The 26364-nt window shown below is 65.5% G+C and carries 30 protein-coding genes; 6 read left to right on the forward strand and 24 right to left on the reverse strand.

What is annotated here, in order from left to right; translation table 11 throughout:
• Positions 1–83: 83 nt before the first annotated feature.
• The 13 genes from Q0C42_RS00140 to Q0C42_RS00200 form a co-directional block, all read right to left on the reverse strand.
• Positions 84–689 (reverse strand): MOSC domain-containing protein, encoded by a 606-nt coding sequence (locus tag Q0C42_RS00140; RefSeq protein ID WP_295070259.1) that lies wholly within the window; start codon positions 687–689, stop codon positions 84–86.
• Positions 689–1465: a methyltransferase domain-containing protein gene (locus Q0C42_RS00145; protein WP_295070262.1), complete on the reverse strand. Its 777-nt coding sequence runs from the start codon at positions 1463–1465 to the stop codon at positions 689–691. Before Q0C42_RS00145 ends, Q0C42_RS00140 begins: the two co-directional genes overlap by 1 nt.
• Complete coding sequence (locus Q0C42_RS00150; protein ID WP_295070265.1) at positions 1456–2433, reverse strand: magnesium transporter CorA family protein; 978 nt, start codon at positions 2431–2433, stop codon at positions 1456–1458. Before Q0C42_RS00150 ends, Q0C42_RS00145 begins: the two co-directional genes overlap by 10 nt.
• A gap of 85 nt (positions 2434–2518) precedes the next feature.
• On the reverse strand, positions 2519–4444 hold the full coding sequence (gene ftsH, locus Q0C42_RS00155; protein ID WP_295070268.1) for an ATP-dependent zinc metalloprotease FtsH: 1926 nt from the start codon (positions 4442–4444) through the stop codon (positions 2519–2521).
• A gap of 91 nt (positions 4445–4535) precedes the next feature.
• The gene (tilS, locus tag Q0C42_RS00160; RefSeq protein ID WP_295070271.1) at positions 4536–5720 is read right to left on the reverse strand and encodes a tRNA lysidine(34) synthetase TilS; all 1185 of its coding nucleotides are present in this window, start codon (positions 5718–5720) and stop codon (positions 4536–4538) included.
• Positions 5711–6556: a tol-pal system protein YbgF gene (gene ybgF / locus Q0C42_RS00165; RefSeq protein ID WP_295070273.1), complete on the reverse strand. Its 846-nt coding sequence runs from the start codon at positions 6554–6556 to the stop codon at positions 5711–5713. Before ybgF ends, tilS begins: the two co-directional genes overlap by 10 nt.
• A 4-nt stretch (positions 6557–6560) precedes the next feature.
• Positions 6561–7094 (reverse strand): peptidoglycan-associated lipoprotein Pal, encoded by a 534-nt coding sequence (gene pal / locus Q0C42_RS00170; RefSeq protein ID WP_295070275.1) that lies wholly within the window; start codon positions 7092–7094, stop codon positions 6561–6563.
• An 83-nt stretch (positions 7095–7177) separates the two neighbouring features.
• A complete protein-coding gene (gene tolB, locus Q0C42_RS00175; protein WP_295070278.1) occupies positions 7178–8509 on the reverse strand; it encodes a Tol-Pal system beta propeller repeat protein TolB in 1332 nt (443 codons plus the stop codon).
• A gap of 102 nt (positions 8510–8611) precedes the next feature.
• Complete coding sequence (locus Q0C42_RS00180; RefSeq protein ID WP_295070281.1) at positions 8612–9850, reverse strand: cell envelope biogenesis protein TolA; 1239 nt, start codon at positions 9848–9850, stop codon at positions 8612–8614.
• A gap of 5 nt (positions 9851–9855) precedes the next feature.
• A complete protein-coding gene (gene tolR, locus Q0C42_RS00185) occupies positions 9856–10350 on the reverse strand; it encodes a protein TolR (protein ID WP_295070284.1) in 495 nt (164 codons plus the stop codon).
• A 3-nt stretch (positions 10351–10353) separates the two neighbouring features.
• Positions 10354–11049 (reverse strand): protein TolQ, encoded by a 696-nt coding sequence (gene tolQ / locus Q0C42_RS00190; protein ID WP_295070287.1) that lies wholly within the window; start codon positions 11047–11049, stop codon positions 10354–10356.
• A 220-nt stretch (positions 11050–11269) separates the two neighbouring features.
• Complete coding sequence (gene ybgC, locus Q0C42_RS00195) at positions 11270–11671, reverse strand: tol-pal system-associated acyl-CoA thioesterase (protein WP_295070290.1); 402 nt, start codon at positions 11669–11671, stop codon at positions 11270–11272.
• Positions 11672–11753: 82 nt separating this feature from the next.
• A complete protein-coding gene (locus Q0C42_RS00200; RefSeq protein WP_295070292.1) occupies positions 11754–12053 on the reverse strand; it encodes a hypothetical protein in 300 nt (99 codons plus the stop codon).
• Positions 12054–12078: 25 nt separating this feature from the next.
• Here Q0C42_RS00200 and Q0C42_RS00205 point away from each other — a divergent pair, with 25 nt between their 5' ends.
• The gene (locus Q0C42_RS00205; protein ID WP_295070295.1) at positions 12079–12993 is read left to right on the forward strand and encodes a LysR family transcriptional regulator; all 915 of its coding nucleotides are present in this window, start codon (positions 12079–12081) and stop codon (positions 12991–12993) included.
• Positions 12994–13111: 118 nt separating this feature from the next.
• Here the strand turns inward: Q0C42_RS00205 and Q0C42_RS00210 are convergent, their stop codons facing one another.
• From Q0C42_RS00210 to ruvC, 5 genes are all read right to left on the reverse strand, one after another.
• The gene (locus Q0C42_RS00210; RefSeq protein WP_295072773.1) at positions 13112–13738 is read right to left on the reverse strand and encodes a hypothetical protein; all 627 of its coding nucleotides are present in this window, start codon (positions 13736–13738) and stop codon (positions 13112–13114) included.
• Positions 13739–13748: 10 nt separating this feature from the next.
• Positions 13749–13949 (reverse strand): hypothetical protein, encoded by a 201-nt coding sequence (locus Q0C42_RS00215; RefSeq protein WP_295070298.1) that lies wholly within the window; start codon positions 13947–13949, stop codon positions 13749–13751.
• 81 nt (positions 13950–14030) lie between these two features.
• A complete protein-coding gene (ruvB, locus tag Q0C42_RS00220) occupies positions 14031–15059 on the reverse strand; it encodes a Holliday junction branch migration DNA helicase RuvB (protein ID WP_295070301.1) in 1029 nt (342 codons plus the stop codon).
• Positions 15056–15730 (reverse strand): Holliday junction branch migration protein RuvA, encoded by a 675-nt coding sequence (gene ruvA, locus Q0C42_RS00225; RefSeq protein ID WP_295070304.1) that lies wholly within the window; start codon positions 15728–15730, stop codon positions 15056–15058. Before ruvA ends, ruvB begins: the two co-directional genes overlap by 4 nt.
• Complete coding sequence (gene ruvC / locus Q0C42_RS00230; protein WP_295070307.1) at positions 15727–16236, reverse strand: crossover junction endodeoxyribonuclease RuvC; 510 nt, start codon at positions 16234–16236, stop codon at positions 15727–15729. The genes ruvA and ruvC overlap by 4 nt, the downstream gene beginning before the upstream one ends.
• Positions 16237–16556: 320 nt before the next feature.
• On the opposite strand from ruvC, the gene Q0C42_RS00235 reads away from it, so the two are divergent.
• Positions 16557–16760, forward strand: coding sequence for a DUF1127 domain-containing protein (locus Q0C42_RS00235; protein ID WP_295070310.1), 204 nt, complete (start codon positions 16557–16559; stop codon positions 16758–16760).
• A 97-nt stretch (positions 16761–16857) separates the two neighbouring features.
• Here the strand turns inward: Q0C42_RS00235 and Q0C42_RS00240 are convergent, their stop codons facing one another.
• The 4 genes from Q0C42_RS00240 to Q0C42_RS00255 all read right to left on the reverse strand — a co-directional run bounded on the left by Q0C42_RS00240 (position 16858) and on the right by Q0C42_RS00255 (position 20282).
• Positions 16858–17205, reverse strand: a complete 348-nt coding sequence (locus Q0C42_RS00240; protein WP_295070313.1) for a hypothetical protein — start codon at positions 17203–17205, stop codon at positions 16858–16860.
• 105 nt (positions 17206–17310) lie between these two features.
• Positions 17311–18204, reverse strand: a complete 894-nt coding sequence (locus Q0C42_RS00245; RefSeq protein ID WP_295070315.1) for a 50S ribosomal protein L11 methyltransferase — start codon at positions 18202–18204, stop codon at positions 17311–17313.
• A 99-nt stretch (positions 18205–18303) separates the two neighbouring features.
• Complete coding sequence (gene msrA / locus Q0C42_RS00250) at positions 18304–18957, reverse strand: peptide-methionine (S)-S-oxide reductase MsrA (protein ID WP_295070317.1); 654 nt, start codon at positions 18955–18957, stop codon at positions 18304–18306.
• A gap of 92 nt (positions 18958–19049) precedes the next feature.
• Positions 19050–20282 carry an MFS transporter gene (locus Q0C42_RS00255; protein ID WP_295070319.1) on the reverse strand — a complete coding sequence of 411 codons (1233 nt, stop codon included), beginning with the start codon at positions 20280–20282 and terminating at the stop codon, positions 19050–19052.
• Positions 20283–20472: 190 nt separating this feature from the next.
• On the opposite strand from Q0C42_RS00255, the gene Q0C42_RS00260 reads away from it, so the two are divergent.
• The 3 genes from Q0C42_RS00260 to Q0C42_RS00270 all read left to right on the forward strand — a co-directional run bounded on the left by Q0C42_RS00260 (position 20473) and on the right by Q0C42_RS00270 (position 22045).
• Positions 20473–20814 (forward strand): hypothetical protein, encoded by a 342-nt coding sequence (locus Q0C42_RS00260; RefSeq protein WP_295070322.1) that lies wholly within the window; start codon positions 20473–20475, stop codon positions 20812–20814.
• Positions 20815–20874: 60 nt separating this feature from the next.
• A complete protein-coding gene (locus Q0C42_RS00265; protein ID WP_295070324.1) occupies positions 20875–21165 on the forward strand; it encodes a hypothetical protein in 291 nt (96 codons plus the stop codon).
• A gap of 274 nt (positions 21166–21439) precedes the next feature.
• On the forward strand, positions 21440–22045 hold the full coding sequence (locus Q0C42_RS00270; RefSeq protein ID WP_295070327.1) for a hypothetical protein: 606 nt from the start codon (positions 21440–21442) through the stop codon (positions 22043–22045).
• A gap of 42 nt (positions 22046–22087) precedes the next feature.
• Here the strand turns inward: Q0C42_RS00270 and Q0C42_RS00275 are convergent, their stop codons facing one another.
• Positions 22088–24298: a primosomal protein N' gene (locus tag Q0C42_RS00275; protein WP_295070330.1), complete on the reverse strand. Its 2211-nt coding sequence runs from the start codon at positions 24296–24298 to the stop codon at positions 22088–22090.
• Positions 24299–24390: 92 nt separating this feature from the next.
• On the opposite strand from Q0C42_RS00275, the gene fsa reads away from it, so the two are divergent.
• Complete coding sequence (fsa, locus tag Q0C42_RS00280) at positions 24391–25044, forward strand: fructose-6-phosphate aldolase (RefSeq protein WP_295070333.1); 654 nt, start codon at positions 24391–24393, stop codon at positions 25042–25044.
• Positions 25045–25555: 511 nt separating this feature from the next.
• Here fsa and Q0C42_RS00285 read toward each other — a convergent pair.
• Positions 25556–26362 carry a hypothetical protein gene (locus Q0C42_RS00285; protein ID WP_295070335.1) on the reverse strand — a complete coding sequence of 269 codons (807 nt, stop codon included), beginning with the start codon at positions 26360–26362 and terminating at the stop codon, positions 25556–25558.
• Positions 26363–26364 lie beyond the last annotated feature (2 nt).

Raw genomic sequence — 26364 nt, forward strand, 5'->3', positions numbered from 1 at the left:
GACCTAAACACCGCCAAATTCGCCAGCCCGCGTTTCCGATACGAAACCACGGGTCCCGAACGGGAAATTTTCACCAGAATTAACTATTTTTCCGTAGCGTTGTTCCGACCGGCCCAAGGCTTCTGCGCCGGAACATGCAGGCGCACCACATCGCCCAACCGCAACACCCCCTCGCGCTCCACCCAGGCTGTCACGCCCCGCTTGCCCTCTGCCGCCCGCTTGAACCCCTTGCCCTGCCCCGGCAAAGCCTTCTCGATGGTCACGGCAGGCTCCTGGCAGGGCAGGTTCTCCATATCGACAACCAGCGTCACCCCGTCCGGCCCCTGCAACCGGCTGGAGGGCGGCAAATGCGTCAGGTCCGTAATTCCTTCCAGCACCAGCGAGGCACCCACCCAGGCATAATCCATCGCCGCCAGCCCCATCGTCGCGGCCACCTCCGCCATCTCCTCGGCGCTGACCACGCAAAGCTGCCGCACGTTCCGGATCACCGTGTTGCGCGGATATTGCTTCAGCACCCGGCTGCATGAGGGCCGGGTTTCCCCCGCATGCACCTCACCCTCGAACCCCGCAAAGCTCAGCGGCATCTCCGACACCGGCTGCGAGGTGATCACCAGCTTTTCCACCGGCACCGGCTGGAAGCCCAACCAGACGACGCGGGCGGTGTATTCGGTCGGGACAAGGGCAGGCATCAGGAACGCTCCAGAATGAAGAAGACGCGGGTGAAGGGGAACAGGACGCGGCCATCAGGCAATGCCGGGTAGGCAGCGATCAGGGCCGCATCGTAGGCGGCAATGTAGGCCTGCGCCTCCTCGGGGGCCATCGCCGCCACAAATGGCCGCATCGCGGTGCTTTCGGTAAAGGCGCGGACCGGGTGGCCCTGGGCTACCGGGTCCAGCATCTGGATGTAATCCGTCGTCCAGGCCCGCACCTCGCCCATGGGAAGCAGCAGTTCGGCATACTCCCCCGCCTGCAGCACCGAGGGCCGCGCCGGGAAGCGCCCGGGAAACAGCTGCTCGGCCAGGTCCTGCAACAGGCGGTGCGACGGCGCCTCGCCCTGCCGCGGCATCTGCACCGCCAGCACTCCGCCCCGCGGAAGCATCCCCGCCAGCCGCGGCATCAGCGCCGCATGGTCCGGCAGCCAGTTCAGCGCGGCGTTGGAGAAGATCAGCGCGGGCGGCACCAGCGGCGTCCAACCTGCGATGTCCGCCTCTATCAGCCGGTCATAGCACAGACGCCCGGACGCCTTCCTCAACATCGCAGCGGATGCATCGACCCCGATCAGCCCCCGCCCGGCAAACCGCGTGGTCAACGCCGCCGCAACGGCCCCGTCGCCGCAGCCCAGGTCCACCACCTCGCCCGGCGGTAGCGCCGCCACCTGCGCCAGAAGGTCCAGCGCCGGGCGCAGCCTCAGGTCGCGGAACGCTCCGTAGCGGTCGGGGTCCCAGTCGGTCGGGGCTAGAGCCACTTTTTCCACCGGAACAGCAGGTACGGCACCAGCGCCGACATCACCATCAAGCCCAGCGCCATCGGATAGCCCCAGGTCCACTCCAGTTCCGGCATGTGCTTGAAGTTCATCCCGTAGACGCTGGCGATCAGCGTCGGGGGCAGGAAGACGAAGGCCACCACCGAGAAAATCTTGATCACGTCCGACTGCCGGATGTTGATCACCCCCAGCGTTGCATCCAGCAGGAACCGCACCTTCTCGGCCTGCGCCGCCGCCACCTCGCGCAGGGACCGGACGTCCTGCAACTGCGCCTGCGCGATGGGCAGTTGCCGCGCCTGCAGGCAGGGTCCGTCCGCCGTCTCGGGGGTAGAGGTCAGGTAGGTCAGAATCCGCAGGATCGTCGCCAGGCTTTCGTTGGCCCGGCCATTCATCGCCTCGGCCCGCCCGATCCGCTGCAAGACAGCACCCAGCGTCTCGGCCCGACCCGTGGGGCGGTGCGCGGCGAAGATCGCCTTGGACAGCAGTTCGTGCTGGCGCGCCTCGGCCTCCAGAATGTCGGCCAGCCGGTCGACGATGGCCTCCAGAAGGCCGATCAGCGCATCAAGCCCGTTCTCCAGCGCCGTATCGTGCCGCGCCGCCCAGTCCGCGAAATAGCCCAAGGACCGCGGGTGATGGTAATGCACCGTGACCAGCCGGTCGTGCCGCACGGCAAAGGTCACCGGGCCGATCTCGGCCTCGCGGGCTTCGGGGCTGGCGATGACCTGCGCGGTCAGGAACAGCGCGCCATCCTCACGGTAGATGCGGGACGAGACCTCGATCTCCTGCATGTCCTCGCGCGTGGGGATGTCCAGCGCCAGCACTGCCTCGACCGCGTCTTCCTCGGCATCCGTCGGCGTCTCAAGGTCGATCCACAGCGACTCGGACAGGTGGCGGTCCGACAGGTCCAGCTTCTCCAGCCGCGCGCCCCGGGTTGCATATGCCGTGATCATCCGCCGTCTCTCCCTGGCCCGGGTGGCAGGTTAGCGGCAGGGGGGGAAAAGCAAAAGGCCCCGACGATGCGGGGCCTTTCCTTCTTTACAGCGGAGCCGGTTCCGGCTCGGTGCCGGGCTTCTTCGTGCGACCCCGCGTCTTGGGGATCGCCGCGACAGATGTCGTGCCGCCGCCCGACGAGGGCTTGTCGGCATTGTCGTCACCACCCAGCGCCTCGCCCGCGACAACCTTGCGGATCTCGTCGCCGGTCAGCGTCTCGTACTCCAGCAGGCCCTTGGCAAGCCGCTCCCAGTCTTCCTGCTTTTCCAGCAGGATGCGGCGGGCCGTCTGATAGCCCTCGTCGATGAAGCGCTTCACTTCCTGCTCGATCAGCCGCTTGGTCTCGGCCGAAACCGAGAAGCCGCCGGTGTTGCCCTGATATCCCTCGGCCGCCTCGGCATAGTCGATGTTGCCGACGACGTCCGACATGCCCCAGCGCAAGACCATCGCGCGGGCCAGAGCCGAAGCCTGCTGGATGTCACCCGACGGCCCGTTCGACACCGAGTCCTCGCCCCACTTGATGATTTCCGCCGCCTTGCCGGCCATGGTCATCGCGATGCGCTCTTCGCACTGGTCGCGGTGCCAGTTCAGACGATCAATCTCCGGCAGGCTCATCACCATGCCCAGCGCACCACCGCGCGGAATGATCGTCGCCTTGTAGACCGGGTCACACTTCGGCAAAGCCATGCCGACGATGGCGTGGCCGGCCTCGTGGTAGGCGGTCATCTCCTTCTGCTCGGGCGTCAGGACCATGCTGCGACGCTCGGCGCCCATCATGACCTTGTCCTTGGCATTCTCGAAGTCGATCATCGTCACGAAGCGGCGACCGGCTCGGGCGGCCATCAGCGCGGCCTCGTTCACGAGGTTCATCAGGTCGGCACCCGAGAACCCCGGCGAGCCGCGTGCGATCGTGCGCAGGTCGACATCCGGCCCCAGCGGCACCTTGCGGGCATGGACCGACAGGATCTTCTCGCGGCCCTTGATGTCCGGGTTCGGCACGTGGATCTGACGGTCAAAACGGCCGGGACGCAGCAGCGCCGGGTCCAGAACGTCTTTCCGGTTCGTGGCCGCGATGATGATCACACCCTCGTTCGCCTCGAACCCGTCCATCTCGACCAGAAGCTGGTTCAGCGTCTGCTCGCGTTCGTCATTGCCGCCGCCGATGCCCACACCGCGGGCCCGGCCCACGGCGTCGATCTCGTCGATGAAGACGATGCAGGGCGCGTTCTTCTTCGCCTGCTCGAACATGTCGCGGACACGGGACGCGCCCACGCCGACGAACATTTCGACGAAGTCCGAACCACTGATGGTAAAGAACGGCACCCCAGCCTCGCCTGCAATGGCGCGGGCCAGCAGCGTCTTACCGGTACCGGGGGGACCGACCAGCAGCGCCCCCTTCGGAATCTTGCCGCCGAGACGGCTGAACTTCTGCGGGTTGCGCAGGAATTCCACGATCTCTTCCAGCTCTTCCTTGGCCTCGTCGATGCCCGCCACGTCATCAAACGTGACGCGCCCCTGCTTTTCCGTCAGCAACTTGGCGCGCGACTTGCCAAAGCCCATCGCGCCGCCACGGCCGCCGCCCTGCATCCGGTTCATGAAGTAGATCCAGACGCCGATCAGCAGAAGAAACGGCAGGAAGCTGAGAAGCACAGAAACAAACCCGGACTGCGCCTGCGGCTCGGCCTCGACCTCGACGCCCTTGCCGATCAGCTCGCGCGAAAGGTTTTCCGTGACCATGTCGCCCGGCGGTTTGATCGTGACGTAGGAATTGCCGTCCTTGCCGACGACCACAAGCCGTTCGCCGTCCAGCACCACCTTGCTGACTTGCCCGGCGTCCACCCGTTCGATGAAGTCCGAATAGGACAGCGACCGGGACGACATCGTCGTCTGGTTGCCCGAAAACAGCTGGAACAGCGCCATGACCAAGATCAGCAGCACGACCCAGAACGCGATATTGCGTGCATTACCCAATGCAGGGATCTCCTGAATGCGCCCTCAACCCCCAAGCGGGGCTGAAGCGGCTTGGACTTAAGATAAACCTTTGGGGCCGGTGTTCAATCCACTAACGGTGAAGTGTGAACGGGCGCTGAAGCCGCAGGGTCCAACCGGCGGAAACCCCCGCCAGGGGCGCTGCAAGCAGCCGGTCGCCCTCCCAGACGCCGGGAGTGACCAGCAGCACCTCCCGCGGCAGCCCCAAATTGCGCCAGTCGTTGACCTGCCGCAACCCTTCGGCCCCCAAGGCCCTGACCTCGCCCGCAGGCCCCTCGACCAGCCAGCGCCCGTCCCAGACCTGGCCAACGGCGACAGGGCCACCGACAGCACGAGCTTCCCGCATAAGCCACCCCCCGCGCGCCCGGCAGCCTGCCAGCGTCGCATCCCGCCCCGCGGTCAGTGCTGCGGCAAGTCGTCCCACTTCGGCGGCCCGGGGGGGATAGAGGTCACCGGAAAGCCACTGCACCGCCGCCATCACCACCTGGCGCTGCACTTCCCCCGGCTCGGCCCCGACCCCCGCTTCGAACCGCAAGGCACCCGCCCGCTCTTCGACCCACTGCCCGGCGGCAGCGACCTGAACCGCCAAGGCCTCCTGCGCCCGCGCGAGGTTTGCCGCGACCTCCGCCAGCCGTTCCGCGCCAATCCCCAAAGGCGCCAGGGCCGCCAGCGCCCTCCGCGCCTTGATCCGGGTAAAGCGGTCATTCTCGTTGGTGGGATCATCCACCCATGGGATCCCCCCGGACTCAAGCCAGTCCCGCAGTTCCTGCCGACCCGCGGCAAGCAGGGGCCGGACGAACTTCAGGCCCGCCTCCTCCCAGCTCGGCCGCATCCCTGCCAGACCCGCGATCCCGGCCGACCGCGCTAGGCCCATGAGGACCGTCTCGGCCACATCGTCCCGCGTATGGCCCAAGGCAATCACCCCGACCCCCCGCACCTCCGCCCAATCCCGGATCAGTTCCATCCGGGCCCGCCGCGCCGCGTCCATCAGGTTGCCGCCGATCGACCCATGCTCCCAGACCCGCACCTCATGCCGCACCCCCAAGGCCTGGCACAATGCGCCTACCGCCGACGCCTCCGTCGCACTTTCCGGGCGCAGCCGATGATCCACCGTCACCGCCTCGACCCGCAAACCCGCGCGAAGACACAAATGCAGAAGGGCGGTGGAATCCCCACCGCCCGAAAGCGCCACGCCAATGGTCTGGTCCGCGGGAAGCGCCGTCCGGATCAACCCGAACAGCCGCTCCTCTACTGGCACCCGAAGCCCTGCATCGCCACCGTCGCCTGCGTCGCCGCCATGCTGCCGGGAAAGCGCGTACCGACCTCGGCCAGCGTCACGCAGGCCTCGGGCACCTGACCCAAAGCCCCCAGACCCTCGCCCAGTTTCAGCAGCGCGTCCGCCGCCATCGGCCCGTCCGGCTTGGCCGAGAACGCGTCCAGATAGGCCCGCGCCGCACCGGCCGTGTCACCCTGCTTCGTCAAAGCCTCGCCGCGCAGGAAATGCGCCTCGGGGACTAGCGGCCCGCCAGGATAGGATTGGGCATAGGTCGCAAAGAGCGTTGCAGCTCCGGGAAAGTCACCCTGACCGAGCACCTCCTTGGCCCGGTCAAAGTCCTGCTGCTCTGCCACCGCAAGTTCCGCGCCACCAGCGCCACCCGTCGTGCCCGTCGCGGGTGCAGCACCCGCGTCAACGACCGGAGCCGCAGCCCCGCCCGCGTCGCCACCCAGCGTCGGCGTGGCACCCAGATTGGCCGGATCGCAGCCCTCGGTCACCTCGCACAGGCGGTATTCCATGTCGCCGATCCGGTTCGTCCCGTCCGAGACGACGCGGTTCAGCTTCAGCTCGACCTCCTCGGTCCGCGCGGTCAGGCGGGCCAGTTCGGCTTCGATGGTGTCCATCCGCGTCAGCGCATCGCCACCCGCCGCGCCCGACGCAGCCGCCCCGGACGAGACCAGTTCGGCTTTCAACGCGTTGAACTCGGCGGCCAGCGCCCCCAGTTCAGCGCGGATATCGGCAAGTGTCTGCGTCCGATCCTGGGCATGTCCCAGGACCGGCAGCAGGCACAGCGCAACGGCCAGGCCAAAGCGCAGCATCAGGTCAGACCCCGGCGCCGGCCGATAGGACCGTCACCGCGCGGCGGTTCTTGGCATAGCAGGCCTCTTCCGAGCAGACCTCCAGCGGGCGTTCCTTGCCGTAGCTGATCGTGCGCAGACGCCCTGCGGGGACGCCCTGGCTGATCAGGAAGTTCTGCACTGCCGCAGCGCGCTTGGCACCGAGGTTAAGGTTGTATTCCCGGGTTCCCTGCTCGTCGGCATGGCCTTCGATGATCGCGGCATAACCGGGGTTGGTCATCAGCCACTGCGCCTGGCGGGCCAGGACGTCGCGACCTTCGGGCGACAGCGTCGACTGGTCCACCGCGAACAGCACCCGGTCACCGACCGTCTGGTTGAAGTAGGCGATCGACGTCGGGTTGCTGGGATCGCCCAGACCCGTGGTGTCGATCCCGCCCGCACCTCCGGCCCCACCGGCACCACCCGCGCCCGCGCCACCGGCGCCGTAGCGGTCAGGGTTGTTGCAGGCCGCGAGGCCCAGAACGGCGATCAGGAGAAGTGACTTCGCAGCAAGGCTCATGGGAGGCTCATCCTTCTTGTTGGCTCGATTGCGGCCAGATTAACAGCTTTGCGCCGCCGAGGGAATCGGCGGCGCGTCACATTTCAGGGCAAAAGCGGCGACCAGGCGGGGTCGCTGGCCGGGCCCTCGGTCGGGATCTGCTTCAGGTTCCGCCCGGTGATATCCACCGACCACAGCGAGGTCTGCCCGCCCGCGCCACTGGTCTCGCGGGTGAACATCAGCACCCGGCCATTCGGCGCCCAGGTCGGACCCTCGTCCAGGAAGCTCGCGGTCAGAAGGCGCTCTTCGCTGCCATCCGTCCGCATCACCCCGATGTGGAAGCGGCCCGCATTCTGCTTGGTGAAGGCGATGTAGTCGCCGCGCGGGCTCCAGACCGGGGTGCCATAGCGCCCCTCGCCGCCCGAGATCCGGGTGCCCTCTCCGCCGCTGGAGGGCATCACATAGATCTGCTGCGCCCCCGACCGGTCGCTTTCAAAGACGATCTGGCTGCCGTCCGGGCTGAAGGACGGCGCCGTTTCGATGGACGGGGAATTCGTCAGCTGGCTGAGCCCGCCCGAATTCAGGTCCAGCAGATAGATGTCGCTGTTGCCACCCCGCTCAAGGCTGAACACGACGGTCCCGCCGTCTGGCGAAAAGCGCGGCGCAAAGGTCATGGTGCCGGGCTGCTCTTCCAGCGCGCGCCGGTTCAGACTGCCCACATCCATCAGCGTGATGCGCGGAAAGCCGGTCTCGAAGCTGGTGTAGACGATCTGGTCCCCCCGCGGCGAAAAGCGCGGAGCCAGCACGATCGACGCGCTGTCCGTCAGATAGGCGACATTCGCCCCGTCGTAATCCATCACCGCCAGCCGCTTCAGGCGCGCGTTCTTCGGCCCGCTCTCACTGACAAAGACCACCCGGCTGTCGAAATAGCCGCCCTCGCCGGTGATCGTCGAATAGATCACGTCGGCGACCTTGTGCGACATCCGCCGCCAGCCCTGCGTGGTGCCCGCAAACTGCAGCGCGGCCCCTTCCAGCGTGGTCCCGTTGAACACGTCATAGGCCCGGAACTTCACCGTGATCCGGTCGCCGCTGACCGACACGGCCCCCGTGACCAGAACCTGCGCGTTGATCGCCTTCCAGTCCTCGAAGGCGACCCCGCCGTCAAAGCTGGTGATCCGGCTGATATGCGCCTCTTCCCCGATGTTGCGGAAAAAGCCCGTGCCTTCCAGGTCCGAGATCACGACCCGGCTGATCTCCCGCGCGTATTCCCCCGCGCCGCCCTCGTCGATGAAGGTCGGGATCGCGATCGGCATCGGTTCGATCACGCCCTGCCCGATCACGATCCGCGGCGGGCTGGACTGGGCCAGAACCGGGGCGGCCACCAGCGTCACGACCCCAAGGGCCAGCGCCAGCAGCGCACCTAAAGCTTTACTCATGGGTCTGATCATCGGCCTCATGCTCCGTTCTTTTCTATGTCATTGCCTGCGTCGGCCGCAGGAGAGAAGGGGAATTTCCCCGATTTGGTTCCACGGGACCTGTCATCGCACCCGCATGCCATTGGCATCGAAGACGAAGTCAAGCACGCGCCAGGTGTCGAACTTGTCCGCAGGCAGCGGAATTCCGCCTTCGCTATGGGTGCGGTTCACTGCCCGTTTGGCGATCGAGAACAGATTGTCTACCGCCGATTGGGTCGGCCCGCTCGACTCCAGAAGCTCGAAGTCCACCGGCCGCCCGCTTTCGTCAAAGCTGACCCGGATCACCACCATCGAACTCAGCACGTCCGTGGACGCCGCGCCCAGGTTCCACCGCCGCGCGATGGCGCTGGAGATGTCGCCCATCTCACCCCCCGTCAGCGGCGGGCCCTGCGGCAGGTCCTGCCCGCCCGTCTCCGAGGTTTCCTCGACCGGCTCCTCGCTCGCCTCACCCAGAAGCGCGTCGATGGCATCCTGCGTGGCGGAATCGTCCACCGGCTGGACGTTCAGCGCGGCCGACTCCGACGGCTCCTCCGACGGTTCCTCGACCGGGGCCTCCTCGGTCGCCACCTCGGTTTCGGGCTCCGGCTCGGGCTCCGGCTCGGACTCGGCCGCAGGCTCGGGGCGCGACCGCGGACGGACCGAGGTCGTCATCCCCGTCTCCGCCGTCTGTTCCTCGTTGGCTTCGGTCTGCGTCACGTCGCCGGTATCCTCGGGGGCCGTCGCTTCGGTCGGCTCCTCTTCGATGATCACCTCGGCCGCCGGGTCCTCGCTGACCGCCGGTTCAGGGGCCTCCGACGTCTCCGCCTCGGTCTCCGGCTGCACCGGATCGGGCGCGATGATCTCTTCGGCCTCGGGGGCTGGCTGTATCTCGGTCGATTCCGACGGGATCGCCTGCTCTTCCTCGGCCTGCACCGCGTCCGAAGGCGGCGGCTCGACCACCGGCTCCGGTTCGGGTTCGGGTTCTGGCAGCGGTTCCGGTTCGGGCAGCGGCTCCGGCTCCGGCTCTGGCTCCGGCTCGGGTTCAGGCACCGGCTCTGGCTCTGGCTCAGGCGCGGGCTCCGGCTCCACCACCTCCTCGGGCCGCGCCTGCGGCCGGACCGGGGCGGGCTCCTCGGACGGCGTCGGTGTCGCGCCAGCCTGCAATGCCGCGAATTCCTCGGAACTGATCATCGAAACCGAGGTCACGATAACCTCTTCCGCAGGTGCATCCGTGAACAGCCAGTCGCCGACCAGCACCCAGAGGACGACCCCCAAGTGCCCGATCGCCGAAACAACCGTTCCCGTCTGGAACCGCGTGTCCATCCGCCTCAGCCGCCATCGCTTTCAGTGTTGGACGCGGGCCCGGCCCCAAAGCTTGGCCCCTCGGCATCCGTCACCAAACCGATCTCGTTGAAGCCGCCCGCGTTCAGCGCACCCATCACCTGCGCCACCCGCTCGTAAGGGATCGCCCCATCGGCGCGCAGGAAGATCTTGTTCGAGGTGCGCTCCGCCGCAATCGCCGTCAGCCGCGGGATCATTTCGTCGTCCGACACTTCCGTCGTCTGGATCGCCAACCGCCCATCCGAGGTGATCGTCACCGTCAGCGGCTCTTCCTGCTCGGTCGGCAGGGCCGCCGCCGCCGTCTTCGGCAGTTCGACCGGCACGCCCACCGTCAGCATCGGTGCGGCCACCATGAAGATGATCAGCAGCACCAGCATCACGTCGACCATCGGCGTGATGTTGATCTCGCTCATCGCGGCCGACCGGCCGCCGCGCCGGCGCCGCCCTCCGCCGCCCGACGATCCCGAAGCGCCCATGCCCATGACTTACGAGTCCAGCTGGCGCGACAGGATCGTCGCGAATTCGTCGGCAAAGGCCTCATAGCCCCCGACCACCCGGTCGATGTCCGCCGAAAGCTTGTTGTAGAAGACTGCCGCCGGGATGGCCGCGACCAGACCCACGCCGGTCGCCAAGAGCGCCTCGGCGATGCCGGGCGCCACGACGGCCAGACTGGTGTTCTGGCTGATGGCGATCTGCTCGAAGCTGTGCTTGATCCCCCAGACCGTGCCGAATAGGCCGATGAAGGTCGCCGTGGACCCGGTGGTGGCCAGGAAGCTCAGCCCCCGGTTCATCACCTCCGACTCGCGCGCAATGGCCACGTTCATCGCCCGGTCGATCCGGGACTGCGCGCCCGCGATCAGCCCGCCATCCTGCTTGTGGCTCCGACGCCATTCCAGCATGCCCGCCGCAAAGATCTTTTCCGACTGCCCCTGCGGCTCGGCCCCGATCTTCTCGAAGAGCTCGTCCAGGGGTTCGCCCGACCAGAACGCCCGGTCAAAGACCGTCGCCTCGCCCTGCGCCCGGCGCAGCATGAGGTGTTTCTGGACGATGATTGCCCAACTCCAGAAGGACATGATGAACAGCATCAACATGACGATCTTCACCGTCAGGGTTGCACGGGCAAAAAGGGCGAACATGGAGAAATCAATCTCCTGCGCCATCGCAAGGGTTTCGGTTTCCATTACGCCTGCTCTTGTTGATCGGGCCGTTTCTCGGCTCCGTTACCGCTGATTCTATCAAGATTGCAGGGAGATTGCCAACACATGTCTGTGGGCGGCGGGGTTTTGCCCGCAGATGAACGAACTTGTCATCCGCGGCGACCCTCTTCCTGCGCCTTCGTCTTATCGTCGGTGCATCGCGCCGCGGGAAGCAACGAAGTTGGTGGCGGTCCGCACCGGAACTTCAGTGCAACGGCCCGGCAAGCTTCGCCCGGACCCCCGCTGGTATCCGCGCCGCATGACCGTCGTCGCCCAGACAGACCAGCGTCACCACCGAGGCGAAAAGCCGTTCGTCCCCGCGCAGGACGACCTGCTCCAGCACGATCCGCGCCCCGCCCAGCGTCTGCAACCGGGTTTCCACCACCAGATCATCGCCAAACCTCGCGGGCCGCAGATAATCCGCTTCCACCCGGCGCACAGCGAAGACGATCCCGTCCCGCGCCTTCAGCGCAATCTGGTCGACGCCAAGCGCGGTGACCCATTCCGTCCGCGCCCGTTCGATGAACTTCAGGTAGTTGGCATAATAGACGATCCCCGCCAGATCGGTGTCCTCGTAATAGACGCGCACGGCGTGGGTGTGGGTCATGGGCGCCCTGTTAATTGCGTTGGACGAGATGCGGCTTGCGCATATGTCCTCTTGCCGCAAGACCCTGCCCCGCGCCAGTGGGCTAAAGGTATTTTGGATACTGAGCCATCAACAGCATCATCCCGGTTTCACTTTGAACCGCTTCGGGATGGCTGTTCATGATCTCCAGCAGAAAGGAACGGTCGGCGCGGTCGTGATCCGCATCGGGCAGGGGCGACGGCCCGGACTCGACAACGGCGGATGCGGGTGCAATCCGGTCACGCCCAAGAAACTGCGCCACCAGATGCAGGAAGCCCATCGGTGGAAATTCAAGCTGCATCACGCGGTCCTCCGGGTTATTCTTCGACCAGATTGCCGGATGCGCATTGCCGGGGGTATCCACCCCGGTGTTGTAAGGCTCTACAAAAATGAAGAGCGAACTGCGGGATTGGTCGGATGTGCGGGTATTCCTGGCGGTCGTTCGCGCCGGATCGACCCTTGCCGCCTCGAAGATCCTCGGGATGGCCCAGCCCACCGTGGCACGGCGGATCGAAGCGCTGGAACATGCTCTGGGCCTGGTCCTCTTCGAACGCGACACCCGCGGCTGCCAGCCCACCCCCGCGGCACGGGCCCTGATCACGCACGCGCAATCTCTTGAAGCCGCCGCCACCGGTTTTTCCGAGGCAGCCCGCCAGCAAAGCGCCGGCACCTCGCGCACCATCCGGTTCACCGCGTTCCAGGAAGCCTTCAACCATCGCCTGGCATCGGTGATCGAGGCCTTCGCGCTGACCCACCCCGACGTCCGGTTCGAGTTCCTGCCAAGCAACGACAAGCTCGACCTTGTGGGCGGCGAGGCTGACATCGCGCTGCGTGGCGCGGACGTGGTTCGCGAAACGACGCTGATCTGCCGCACTGTCCGAAAGATCGGCTTTTCCCTTTTCGCCTCCAAAAGCTATGCCGAACGACACCCCCTGCCCTCCTCCGAAGCGGGGTTCGGCGGCCACAAGTTCGCCGTGCATCAGGGCCGGCACGTCAACTCCAACTCCAATCAGTGGGTGCTGTCCAGAATAGACCCCGGCCAGATCGCGATGGCCGTCCACAACATGACCGCGATGGAGGCTGCAATCCTGATGGGGGCCGGCATCGGAATCCTGCCGACACCCAACACCAACGACACATTGATCAAATGCTTCGAGCTTCCACCGGAAACAGCAACAACCATCTGGCTTCTGGTCAATCCCGTCGCCTGGCGAAGACCCGAGGTGAAAGCCTTCACTGCCTTCTTCGTTCCGCACTACCGCGCGCAATTTCCGGCAGTTCCACAGCTTTTCAAAACAGACTGATGCAGGAAAGAGGAAGTTGCTGATCAGGGGTCGATCAAATGCAGGAAAAAATTCGGGGATCAAATGCTAACAAACCCTGAACGCCCACAGACAAGCTTTTTAAATTGCAGGACCTGCCCTAGTTGTTCACCGTGGACACCCGCGCCGCCAGCCGCAGCGCGTGGGACGGATCGCGGGCCATCGCCGGCAGAACCGGATCATAGCCCGCCCGGATCACCGCCCCGATCTCCGGCCGCAGGATCACCGTTTCCCCCACCCGCGCCAGCGGAGAGGTCCCGTCGAACGCCCGGTCCGACCACAGCACCACCGTCTGCACCGCCTGGGCAAGGGCCAGCGTCTCCGCCTCCATGGCGGCCAGCGCCGCATCCATCTTCAGGAAGACAAAGGCCGCCTTGATCGACCCGTCCCGCTCGAACCGGAAGATCCGGTACTGGTTCGCCCCCGCCGCCTCCAGCCGCGCGACCAGCCCCTCCAGTTCCGGCACCAGCCGCCCCAGATCCTTGACCTCCAGCAACTCGCCCCATTCCCGGAAGCAGAACACCATCAGGTTCGCCCCCAGTTCCGGGTCCGTCTCGGCCATCTTGTGCCCCGCCAGGACAACCACCGCCTCGAACGCGCCCTTGAAGACCGACAAGCTCGCGTCCTCCACCCCGAAGACCACCGGCACGATCGGACGCCCCCAGCGCGCGAACAGATACTGCCCGTCCGAGCGGGTGAACAAAGCCTCGATCCATGTCTGTGTCAGTTCGTCCACGTCAAAGGCCCCGTCTTGCGCGCTGGTCCAGACCCCAGCGCTCCACCGTTCCGTAGGACACCACCGCAAGACCAAGCGACAGTGGCCCCCCGATCAGAAGCGCCATCTGCCAGTCGCCATACTCGCGAAGCACCCGCAGCACCGGGTAATGCCAGAGGTAGAAACTGTAGGAAAGCCTGCCCAGCCAGCAAAGCGGCGCCACCGACAGAACCGCCGCCAGTCGCCCGCTGCCTGCAGCGACAGGACGTGGCGGTCATTCGGCGGTTTCTCGGCGAAGGCGGCTTCAGGCATCGAAGAGGTCCGTCTGACCCGGAGCCTTGGGGGCCTGCAGCCCCAGATGCCGCCAAGCCTTGGCGCCCAGCATCCGGCCCCGCGGCGTTCGCAGGATCAACCCCTGCTGCAAAAGATAGGGCTCGATCACCTCCTCGATCGCATCCCTCGGCTCGCTCAGAGCCGCCGCGATGGTCTCCACCCCGACCGGCCCGCCGCCGTAGTTCTCGGCCAACAGGATCAGATACCGCCGGTCCGCGCCATCCAGCCCCAGATGGTCCACCCCCAGCCGCGTCAGCGCCCGGTCGGCCAGCGCACGGGTGATCCGCCCGCCCTCCTCGACCAGCGCGAAATCCACCACCCGCCGCAGCAAGCGCCCCGCAATCCGCGGCGTCCCGCGCGCGCGCCGGGCGATTTCCCGGCAGCCCTCCGGTTCCGCCTGAACCCCCATCAGCCGTGCCCCGCGCGTGACGATCTCGAACAGCTCCGCCTCGGTATAGAACTCCAGCCGCGTCGGGATCCCGAACCGGTCCCGCAGCGGTGTTGTCAAAAGCCCCAGCCGCGTCGTGGCACCGACCAGCGTGAAGGGCTGCAGGTCGATCCGCACCGTCCGCGCCGCCGGGCCTTCGCCGATCACCAGATCCAGCGCGAAATCCTCCAGCGCAGGGTACAGCACCTCCTCCACGATGGGCGACAGCCGGTGGATCTCGTCGATGAACAGCACATCGCGCGGTTCCAGGTTCGTCAGGATCGCCGCCAGATCGCCCGGCTTGGCCAGCACGGGACCCGAGGTCATCCGAAACCCGACCCCCAGCTCGCGCGCCATGATCTGTGCCAGCGTGGTCTTCCCCAACCCCGGAGGCCCGTGGAACAGCGTGTGGTCCATCGCCTCGCCCCGCATCCGGGCGCTTTCGATGAACACCGCCAGGTTCGCGCGCGCATCCGCCTGCCCGATGAACTCGGACAGCATCTGCGGCCGCAGCGCCTTGTCGGTATCCTCGGGCAGCCGCTCGGGCCGCAGATCGGGGTTCGGATCGCTCATTTCGGCGCCAGCACCTTCAGCGCCGCCCGGATCACGGTCGCGGTCTCGGCCTCGGGCAGGTCGCCCATCACCGTCGCCACCGCCTGCGCCGCATCCCCTTGCCCATACCCAAGGTTCACCAGCGCCGACAGCGCATCGGCCGAGGCCGTGGCCCGCCGTGCGGCACCCTCATCCACCTTCGCGGGCTTGCGCGGTGCAGGCGCGGCCTCCTCGATCACCACGTCGTCGGCCCCGGCCTTGGCCGACAGCCCCACGCCCGCCGCCATGACACCCGGCGCCTTCGCCTTCAGCTCCAGGATCACCCGCTGCGCCAGCTTCGGCCCGACGCCCGGCGCCGCCTGCACGCTGCGCGCATCGCCCAGCGTGATCGCGCGGCCCACGCCCTCGGCCCCCAAGGTCCCCAGGATCGCCATCGAGGCCTTCGCGCCCACGCCCTGCACCGTCATCAAAAGCTTGTGCCATTCCTTCTCCAGCATGGTCGGGAACCCGAACAACTGCAGCAGGTCCTCGCGCACCAGCAGATCCGTATAAAGCGACACCGCCTCGCCCAACCCGGGCATTCCCGCCAGCGTCCGCTCGCTGACATAGACGATGTACCCGACCCCGCGCACGTCGATCAGCACGTGGTCCGACCCGCGCCAGTCCAGCCGCCCCGAGATCCTGCCGATCATTCCGCCGCCCTCAGCGCTGCTGCCAACCGGCCCGCAGACTGCACGTGATGCGCGTGGCAGATTGCGATCGCCAGCGCGTCCGCGGCATCCGGCCCGGTGATCTTCACGCCGGGGAATTGCAGCTTCACCATGTGATCCACCTGCACCTTGGCCGCATGGCCTACACCCACCACCGTTTTCTTCACCGCGTTCGGCGCATATTCCCCCACCGCCAGCCCGAACTGGGCCGGCACCAGCAGCGCGATCCCCCGCGCCTGACCCAGCTTCAGCGTCGCCACCGCGTCCTTGTTGACGAAGGTATGCTCCACCGCCGCCGTTTCCGGCGTCCAGGTCCGCAGCACTTCGGTCAATTGGGAATGCAGTGACAAGAGCCGCACGGCAAGGTCGCCCTCGCTAGCGTCGGAATGGCAGATGCCGTTCGCCACATGCGTCAGGCGCGAGCCCGCCACGTCGATCACGCCCCAGCCCAGGTTTCTAAGCCCTGGATCGATGCCGATGACCCGCATCTTGCCCCCGCTCTTATTCTTGCCACTAGGGCTAGCACGAAAAGGGAACATCCGCCAATGGCTTTCCGGCGCCGCCCGTCGCCAAAGCCTGTAATTTCGCACTTGCAAAATCCGACGCTGCAGGACAGAAATACGACATGGTCCGCGCTGCCAGCCGGAAACGCCTGAAATAGATGACAAAATTTTGACACACGTCATGCAGTGCCTGCATGGCGGGATTGCTTGTTCGTCGATTGCTTTGCACATGCAGCAAGACTATCTGGCATTGCATGGAGGAATGAGCCTCCGATTTGAGCAGTGTAAGAACAAGGATGAACGCCATGGCCGCTGTCGAGACGACCCGCCCGGCGCCGTATGGCGCCATCACCACCTACCGTGCCATCAACGCCCTGTCGAACGCCGTCATGGTGCTCCGGGGCTGGAACGACGCCCGCGTGACCCGCAAGGCGCTGGGCAAGCTTTCGGACCGTGAACTGGACGATATCGGCCTGTGCCGCGGCGACCTGGACTACATCGGTCGCTGATCGCACCAGCCCGCATGGGCGCTGATAGACGTGAAATCGGGCCGCATCGAAAGATGCGGCCCTTCTTCATTCAATACTTTCGATCAAGCAGCTTCGATCAACGAGGAAGCAGGGTCTGCATCTGTCCCGAGGCCCAGAGGGTCACCGGGTCCGCTTGCATCAGCCAGGCGCCGACGGGATCGAACCCGTCGCCTGCCGCCAGGGCGCTGACGCGGCTTTCATAAGTCTGGGCACCCACATAGTAGTGGATCACGCCCTTGATCCCGGTGCCGACGGCCAGCACCAGCACCAGCGGCTTGACCAGCTTCAGCAGGCGGGACCCACCGCGGTGCGCACCCTTGCGCCCCAGCGTGCCAGCGGCTTCGAAACCGTAACCCTTGGCATGGGATTTCTCGATCCGCGAAACGCGGCTGTAGAAGTCGTTAAGATTTGGATCAACCCACATTTTCATTACTCCAGGTGGCAGCCCTGATAAGAATTTTTTGCCGCACAGATATGGCGAAATTGCGGCACGTTCATCTGCCGTTAATGATACAGCCGTTTGTCCGCCCTATTGTCCACCAACTGCGGGCTTTTGTAGAACAAGCGTGGACCATTCGCCGATATCGTCCCTATTGTTCAGGACCATCCCGGAACCCACGTAAGCCGACGTCACCGAATCTGCTTGCACAGATAGAAGACCCGACAGGATGGCTCTACCACCAGTTGCAAGGTGAGTCGCGATGGCTGGCGCCAGCTCGATCAAGGGGCCCTTCAGGATGTTCGCGAAGACCAGATCATAGGGTCCGGCCGCCTTGATTCGGGCATGATCCAGGCCCGCCGCCTCCAGGCATTCGATCCGGCCCTGCAGCCCGTTGATGGCGACATTGGCTTCGGCCACGTCCACCGCGACCCGGTCGATGTCGCTGGCGATCACCAGCGCATCCGGCAGCGTAGCCGCCGCCGCCATCGCCAGCACCGCCGTGCCGCACCCGATGTCCACGACTTTCGCCGGGCGCCAGCCCTCGGTCAGCAGCCGGTCGAAGGCCTTCAGACAGCCCAGGGTCGTGCCGTGATGTCCGGTCCCGAAGGCCACCGTCGCCTCGATCTGCAACGGCACCCGGTCGGCCCCTTGCGGCACCTTGTCGGCGTCATGGCTGCCATAGACGAAGAATCGCCCCGCCTCGACGGGGGACAGCTCGCGCCGGACATGGGCGACCCAGTCCACCTCGGGCAGTTCGGACACGGCAAAGGGCCGCGCCCCGAAGGCCGTCGCCAGCACCTCCAGCATCACCCCGTCCGGAGCTTCCAGGAAATAACCGCCGACCTCCCACAGGCCCGACCCATCCTCGATCTCGAAGACCCCCACGCCTGTCGGTTCGGGTGTCATCCGTTCCATCGCGGCGGCCAGCGACTGGGCGGCCTCTTCACCGGGAAGCGTCGTCAGGGCGGAATAGGTTGGCATGGCGTGGCACTCCTTTGCCCTCGCCCTTACGCGCCGCGGACCAGCCGTTCAAGCCGGTCCGACCTTCCGCCCCCGCGAAGTCCTGCAGAAACCGGGCTCTCAGACCCGCACGCCGGTCCCGATCGGGCAGGTCACACCCGTCCCGCCCACACCGCAATAGCCGCCCGGGTTCTTCGCCAGGTACTGCTGGTGATAGTCCTCGGCAAAGAAGAACTCCGGCACGTCCACGATCTCGGTCGTGATCGGCCCCATCCCCGCCGCCTTCAGCGCCTGCTCATACACCGCTTTCGAGGCCTTGGCGGCCTCCATCTGCTCGGGGCTGTAGGTATAGATCCCCGACCGGTAGGTGGAGCCCACGTCATTGCCCTGCCGCATCCCCTGCGTCGGGTCATGGCCTTCCCAGAACAGCTTCAACAGCCCCTCATAGCTGATGACCGCCGGATCATGGATCACCCGCACAACCTCGTTGTGCCCGGTCAGCTGCGTGCAGGTCTCCTTGTAGGTCGGGTTCGGAGTATACCCGCCCGCATAGCCCACCATCGTCAGCCACACGCCCGGCACCTGCCAGAACTTCCGCTCCACGCCCCAGAAGCAGCCCATCCCGAACATCGCCTCTTCCATGCCCTCAGGCACCGGCGATTTCAGCGGGATGCCCGACAGGAAATGCGTCTCGGCCGTCGGCAACGGCTCGGCCCGCCCCGGAAGGGCATCCTCGGGACGAACCATTTCCATCGACTTGCGGGTGAAGAACATCTGCGGACCTCCATTGTCTGATCGGAATATAGCGCCTGCGACGGCTTGCCCAAGCCCGGATGCCTCCGCATCACCGAGCCTTGACCCGACGGTCACTCCGCCGCCACCGGCAACCCGCGCGAAAACACCGTCTCCATCCCCGGCTCCGGATGCCGCGGGATCAGGCAGATCAGCCCGAAGGCCACCAGCGCCATCCCGGCCCCCAGAAGGAACACATAGTCCGGAGAAGTCGCCCACAGATAGCCCAGCGCCGCCGGCAGGAACACCGCCGCGATATGGTTGATCGTGAAGGCCACCGCCGCCGTCGGCGCGATGTCGCGCGGATCGGCGATCTTCTGGAAATAGGTCTTCAGGCTGAAACTCAGCGCAAAGAACAGCTGGTCCAGAATATAAAGCCCGCCCGCGATCACGATCCCCCAGCCGAACCAGTAAATCCCGCCATAGGCCAGGAAGACCAGCGTCAGCCCGATATACTCGAACCCCATCACATTCCGCTCGCCATACTTGCCCAGCGCCCGCCCCATCACCGGCGCCACCGCCATGTTGATCAGGTAATTGCAGAGCAGAAGCAGCGTCATCTCCGAGACTTTCATCCCGAACCGCTCCACCATCATGAACCCGGCAAAGACCACAAAGATCTGCCGCCGCGCCCCGGCCATGAACTGCAGTGCGTAATACAGCCAATACCGCCGCCGCAGCACCATATGCCGGTGCTGCAGGTGCGGGCTTTGGAACTGCGGATAGGCCAAGGCCGCAAAGAGCACGATCACAATCGTCAACCCGCCCGAGGCCATGTACACCGTGTTGTAGTCCAGCCCCAGACTGTCCCACAGCGCGACAATTGCCCCGTATGCCGCCAGCGACGCCCCCGCCCCCACCGCCACGATCCGCCCCAGCACGATAGGGGCGCGCGCCTTGTCGATCCATTGCAATTGCAGCGACTGGTTCACCGTCTCGAAGTAATGAAACCCGATCGACGACAAAAGCGTCATCACCAGCAGCCCGGAAAACGAGGTGAACCACCCCGTCACCGCCGTCGCAGCCCCCAGCAGCGCCAGCATCACCAGCGCCAGCACCTGCTCGCGCACCGCCAGCAGGATGACGATCACCACCACCGCCAGCAGCCCCGGAATCTCCCGCACCGTGTGCAGCCAGCCGATCTCCTTGCCCGTGAAGGCCGCCACCTCGATGACGAAGTTGTTCAGCAGCGCCGACCAGGTCGCGAAACTCAAGGGCATCGCCGCCGCCATGAGGTAGAGCAGCGCCTCCGGCCGCCGCCACGCAGGCAGGCGATGGGTCTCGGACAGAGGTATGGGGCTGGACATGCGCCGGACTTAGCGAAAACGGGGGCCAAGGCAAACCCAAACCTTGTGCCCCGCACAATCCGCACCGCGCCCGTGACCCCGTCCCCGGATACCGCCCCGCCTGTTCGACGGCCCCAGGGACGGAAGAGTTGCCTGACGGCAATCAGTCGTGTTTGCTGGTCGCGCAGAACTGGGGACGGGAACAGAGCCAATGCCGAACCGGCGCAAGATGGGACCGGGTGACTGGTTGACCGCCACTGCCTTCCTCGCAATGGGGCTGTTCCTCGGGCTGGCCCTGGCCAACATGGTACTCCTCGTCGGAACGGCGTCCTGGCCCATCATCATCCTCATCCCCCTCCTCTTCGCCGGGGTCCTCGTGTTCGACAGTCTGCTCGGCAGGCTGTTCGGGCGGTTCTTTCCCAGCGGCGTCCGACCGGCCTCCCATCCTGCACCCAAAGAGCGCCGGCCGCTGGTCCTGCTTCTCAGCCTGCCCGCCGGCCTTGTCATCGGCGTGGTCGGCGCCCGGTTCGGGCTGGACGATCTCCTCCTCTAGCCTGTCCGGCCCCGGCCCGGCACAGACTTCACCCCCCTTTCCCGACTGGAGGAACCCGCCATGTCCGAGAAGATCGAGGTCGAAAACGTCGGCCAACCCGGCAAGACCTACAAGGTCGACGCCGCAAAATACGCCGAGATGCGCAAGGCCGTTCTTACCGTCACGCCCTCCGAACCCCCCGGCCTCACCCCCGCCGAGATCATTGAAGCCGGCAAACCCCACCTCTCCGGACCCCTCTTCCCCGGCGGCGAGACCGCAGGCTGGTGGGTCAAATGCGTGCAACTTGATCTGGAGGCGAAGGGCGTGTTGAAGCGCGCGCCGAAAGCTCCGGTGCGGTTGTGGCAAACCTGATAACACGATGCCCAAGCTTCCTTCCCTTGCCCGGAATCAAGGGCGAAGCCCGCCGGGCAGCGCCCGACCGCCCCCTCGGGCGGGCGCTTCTGCACCGTCAGCCGCAGAACCTCGGTGGGAGGATTTGAACCATAAAGTGCCTAGACAGCCGTCGCTGCGCCCACCCGGCGGTCAGGCGTTGCCCTGTGTCCAATCATAACTCGAAGGGTCGCCAAATATGGTAGGGTGCGCTACAGCGCACCTTCGGCTTGCCGTAAAGAGGGCCCGCCCTATTATGAAACTCACACTTGACTGGAATTGCTTGATCGAGCTTGAAGAATGTAGAGCGCAGGCACCTTATGTTACTGAACTTGTCGCAATGCATCGGAAGGGGAAGTTTGAAGTCGCGCTCCTTGCGGCCTCGGCGTCTGAAAACTCCAAGTCCAAGCAGTTTCCGGGAAACGCTTCACTTTTTCACCAACGAGTTTCAGCCCTTGGACTGCAGGATCTTCCTATGGTGCGGATGCCAGGCATCATTGGTCTCAGCTATTGGGATTTCTGCTACCGTGTTGAAGATGGTGAGAAATTCGAGCGTGATATGGATGCTCTTTGGGCTACAATTGCTCCCAAAGTTCCACGCAAGCCATCGGAGCATCTTCCCAACGGAGTGGCGCTAACCGATCAGGCCATCCAGTCAGAAGCGCTTTGGAAGTGGCGAAATACTTGGTGTGATGTTATTTCTGCTTACTCGCATATCCATGAGGGTAGAGACATCTTCGTGACCAACAATACCAGTGACTTTCAGAAAAACGCCCTCCGTCTATCAGAACTTGGTATGCAACATATTTCCACGCCTGTTGAAGCCTTAGATTTGGTAGATCGAATTAAACGGACGCCTTAGAACTCCCTGCGACCCGGATGGCCCGCAAGTCGCACCACCCCCTCACAAGAAACTCTGCGGATCAATATCCACCGCCAGCCGCAAATCCCTCGGCAGCTTGAACTGAGCCAGCCACTCCGCAAGCGCCGCCTGCAGTGGAGCCCCCTTCTCTGCCTTCACCAGAAGCCGCACCCGATGCCGCCCCCGCACCCGGGCAATCGGAGCCGGTGCCGGCCCCCAGACCTCCGCACCGATTCGCCGCAAAGGCTCGGTCCGACGCGCCAACTCGGACCCGAAGTCGAACACCTGCGCCACGTCGGTCGAGGACAGGATGATACCCGCCATCCGCCCGTAAGGTGGCACGCCTGCGACCCGCCGCTCCGCCGCCTCGGCCCGCCAGAAGGCCTCCTCGTCGCCGCCAAGGATCGCCCGGATCACCGGATGCTCTGGCTGGTGGGTCTGGAGCCAGGCCTCGCCCTTCCGCTCCGCCGTCCGCCCCGCCCGACCCGCGACCTGGCGCATCAGCTGAAACGTCCGCTCCGCCGCGCGCAGGTCCGACCCCTGCAGCCCAAGGTCCGCGTCGATCACCCCCACCAGCGTCAGAAGGGGAAAGTTGTGCCCCTTCGCCACGATCTGCGTGCCGATGATGATGTCCGCCCCACCCGCCGCAATCGCCGCGATCTGCTCTTTCAGCGCGCGGGCCGAGCCAAACAGGTCCGACGACAGCACCGCCACCCGAGCCTCCGGAAACCGCGCCGCGACCTCCTCGGCCAGCCGCTCAACCCCCGGCCCGACGGCGGCCATCCGGCCCTCCACCCCACAGGCAGGACAGGCCAAAGGCACCGGCTTCGTCGCGCCGCACTGGTGGCAGACCAGCCGCTTCTGGAACCGATGCTCCACCATCCGCGCGTCGCAGTGGTCGCAGCCCACCTGATGCCCGCAAGCCCGGCAGAGCGTCACCGGCGCGAACCCCCGGCGGTTCAGGAACAACAGCGCCTGCTCCCCCCGCTTGACCACCGCGTCGACCTTCGCGGCCAGGGTCGGCGAAATCCACTTGTCCCCCGGCAGCCGTTCGGCCCGCATGTCGATCGCCCGCATCTCCGGCATCTCTGCCGCCCCGAACCGGGATCCCAGATCCAGCCGCTGATACTTCCCCGCCTCGACATTCGCCCAGGTCTCAAGCGACGGCGTCGCCGAGGCCAGCACCACCGCACACCCACAGACCGCCGCCCGCAACACCGCCATGTCCCGCGCGTTGTAGAGGACCCCCTCCTCCTGCTTGTAGGAGGTGTCGTGCTCCTCATCGACGACGATCAGGCCCAGGTCCTGGAACGGAAGGAACAGCGCTGACCGCGCACCCACCACCAACCCGGCCTCCCCTTCCGCCGCCATCTTCCACAGCCGCCGCCGTTCCGTCATCGTGACCCCGGAGTGCCACTCCGCCGGCCGCGCGCCGAACCGCGCCTCGACCCGCGTCAGAAACTCCGCCGTCAGCGCGATCTCCGGCAGCAGCACCAAGGCCTGCCGCCCGGCCCGCAGACACTCCGCCACCGCCTCAAGATAGACCTCGGTCTTCCCCGACCCCGTCACCCCCTTCAACAGCGTCGCCGAATACCCCCCCAACGCCACCGCCGCGACCAAGGCATCCCCCGCCGCAACCTGCTCCCCCTGCAGCCGAACCCCGACGCCCGCCGACAGCCGGGGGTACGGAGTATCCCGCGGCGCGTCCTCCTCCGCCACCACCCCCAGCTTCACCAGCCCCTTCACGACCGACGCGCCACAGGCCGCCGCCTCCGCCAGCTCCCCCAGCGTCACCGGAGCCCCGCCAAACGCCCGCAACGCCTCCACCACCCGGTGCCGCGCCTCGGTCAGACTGTTCGGCACCGCCCCCGCCAGCCGGTACACCCGCCGCACCGAGGCCGGCTCCCCAAGCCCCGGAGTCCGTGTCGCCAGCCGCAGCATCGCCGGCAGCGGCGTCAGCGTGTACTCCGCCGCCCGCGCCAGGAACGACCGCAGCTCGAACCGCATCGGCCGCGCATCCAGCACCCGCCCGACAGGCCGCACCTTCGCAGGGTCCCACCCCCCGACGCCCGGCCCCCACACGACCCCCAGCACGCGCCGCGGCCCCAAGGGCACCTCGACGAAATCCCCGTCCCCGCAGCCCCCCTCCGGCGCGCGATAGTCCAGCACCCGCCCCAAAGGCTCCGTCGTCAGCACCCCGACCAGATCACCCGCCTGATAGACCCGGTCCGCCACCTGAAACCTTTCGCTCATTCACCGTTTGGGCTAAACCGCGACCCGAGAGCATTCAACCCCCGCGCGGCACCTTCCGCAACCGCCGCCGCCTTCCGACCCAGGAGCCCCCCATGAAATTCTTCATCGACACCGCCGACGTCGACGCCATCCGTGAGCTGCACGACCTCGGCATGGTGGACGGCGTCACCACGAACCCGTCCCTGATCCTGAAATCCGGCCGCAACATCCTGGAAGTCACCAAGGAAATCTGCAGCTTCGTCTCCGGCCCCGTTTCCGCCGAAGTCGTGGCGCTGAAAGCCGAGGACATGATCGCCGAGGGCCGCAAGCTGGCCGAGATCGCCCCGAACATCGCCGTCAAGGTCCCGCTGACCTGGGACGGCCTCAAGACCTGCAAGGTCCTGTCGGGTGAGGGCTTCATGGTCAACGTCACGCTCTGCTTTTCCGCCAACCAGGCCCTGATCGCCGCCAAGGCCGGGGCGACCTTCATCTCGCCCTTCATCGGGCGTCTGGACGACATCAATCTCGAAGGCCTCGACCTGATCGGCGACATCCGCACGATCTATGACAACTACGACTTCGAGACCCAGATCCTCGCCGCCTCGATCCGCACCGCCAACCACGTCAAGGACTGCGCCCTGATCGGAGCCGACGTCATCACCGCCCCCCCGGCCGTGATCAAGGCGCTGGCGAGCCATGTGCTGACCGACAAGGGGCTGGACCAGTTCACGGCGGATTGGGCGAAGACGGGTCAGAAGATCATCTGACGCGGCCACCGTAGGGTGCGCATTCATTGCGCACCACTACCGCACTGCTACGCCCACACACCCATAGGTCGGGCTTCAGACTCCCGTAGGGTGTGCATTCATTGCGCACCTCTACCACACAGGGCCGCGCCCTCCCTCGGGTGGGCGCAAACCCCGCCAGTTCTGCGCACTTTATCCCTCAACCCCTCCCACCGCAGTTCTGCGCGTGACACGTCAAGAGCGCCCTCCCGGGGGGGTGATGAGCGAAAAGAAATCCTCCGGTGGAGGATTTCCGCGAAGAACGCCCGGCCCGTGGCCGGGCAGTGGGAGAGGGCGCGGCCCGGCGGCGCAAGCGCCTTGATTCCGGGCCAAGGGGCGCTGCCGTCTGACCTCCATGAGCGCGACAAGCCCCAATCGTAGGGTGTGCTACAGCGCACCATCCACGATGCATTTCCCGGATCGCAACATCCACCGAAAGCTTGTGCCAATGCGCCGGTCATCACCCCTGAAGAGCTTAAGTGCTTTGCAAGCTTCAAGAAAAATAGTCAGGTAATTGCCGCTGCATGTCCTCTGGTACAAACTGTTTGAGTGCCGAAAATGCTTGCTTGTCGACGGCCTCCAATTCAGGGAATTGTGCTAGGGTTTTTGCGAGAACCCTCGCAACGGCAGCGCTAGAAAGGCAGGTGGAAAACAGAACGCTCTCAAAGTGTGACATCAGATGGTCTGACACACTTGCAGGCTGCACAAATGTTCCGTTGAAGTCCTCGTAACTGTATAAGGAGCCATGAATTATTTCAGAACTCAAGTCAAAGATCATTCCTTCAACTCCTCCAAAAAATAATCCTGCACTGCCATCTCTATTCGTCACTTCTGCGATCATGTCCCCCCGGCTTTCGTCAAAGCAACGATCGCTTCTCTTTCCGGAGAAGGCCTTGATCGCTTCCTGAACCTTCGGATGACGACGCGAAATGCGCGGATGTCGGTCAACTCTAAGTAAATGCAGCCCCGCTTTCTGGACCTTAGTCTGGGAGTAAAACGCCTTGAATATCGAGTATTGGGTGGCTCGCTCCGCGCGCTGCCCCTCATCAAGGGCAGTAAAGGCAGCAACAAGACAACTTTCATAGTAAACACGAGAGAGTGCTATGGCTTCTCGGACATTTAGACTAAGTTGTTCTGTCAACCGCAGAATTGCGTGGAGAGTACCGAGTGCAGACAACAAATGAGCAGATACCACTCGGAATTGGTTTCTCCTAAGTTCGTTATCCTTGCGCGCCCCAATCAGAATCATCGATAAATTCGCTCGATTCAGGAGGTGCGCCAATTTGTGAAGATCGGCCACGG

This window comes from Tabrizicola sp., assembly GCF_022842145.1.
Lineage (GTDB): Bacteria > Pseudomonadota > Alphaproteobacteria > Rhodobacterales > Rhodobacteraceae > Tabrizicola.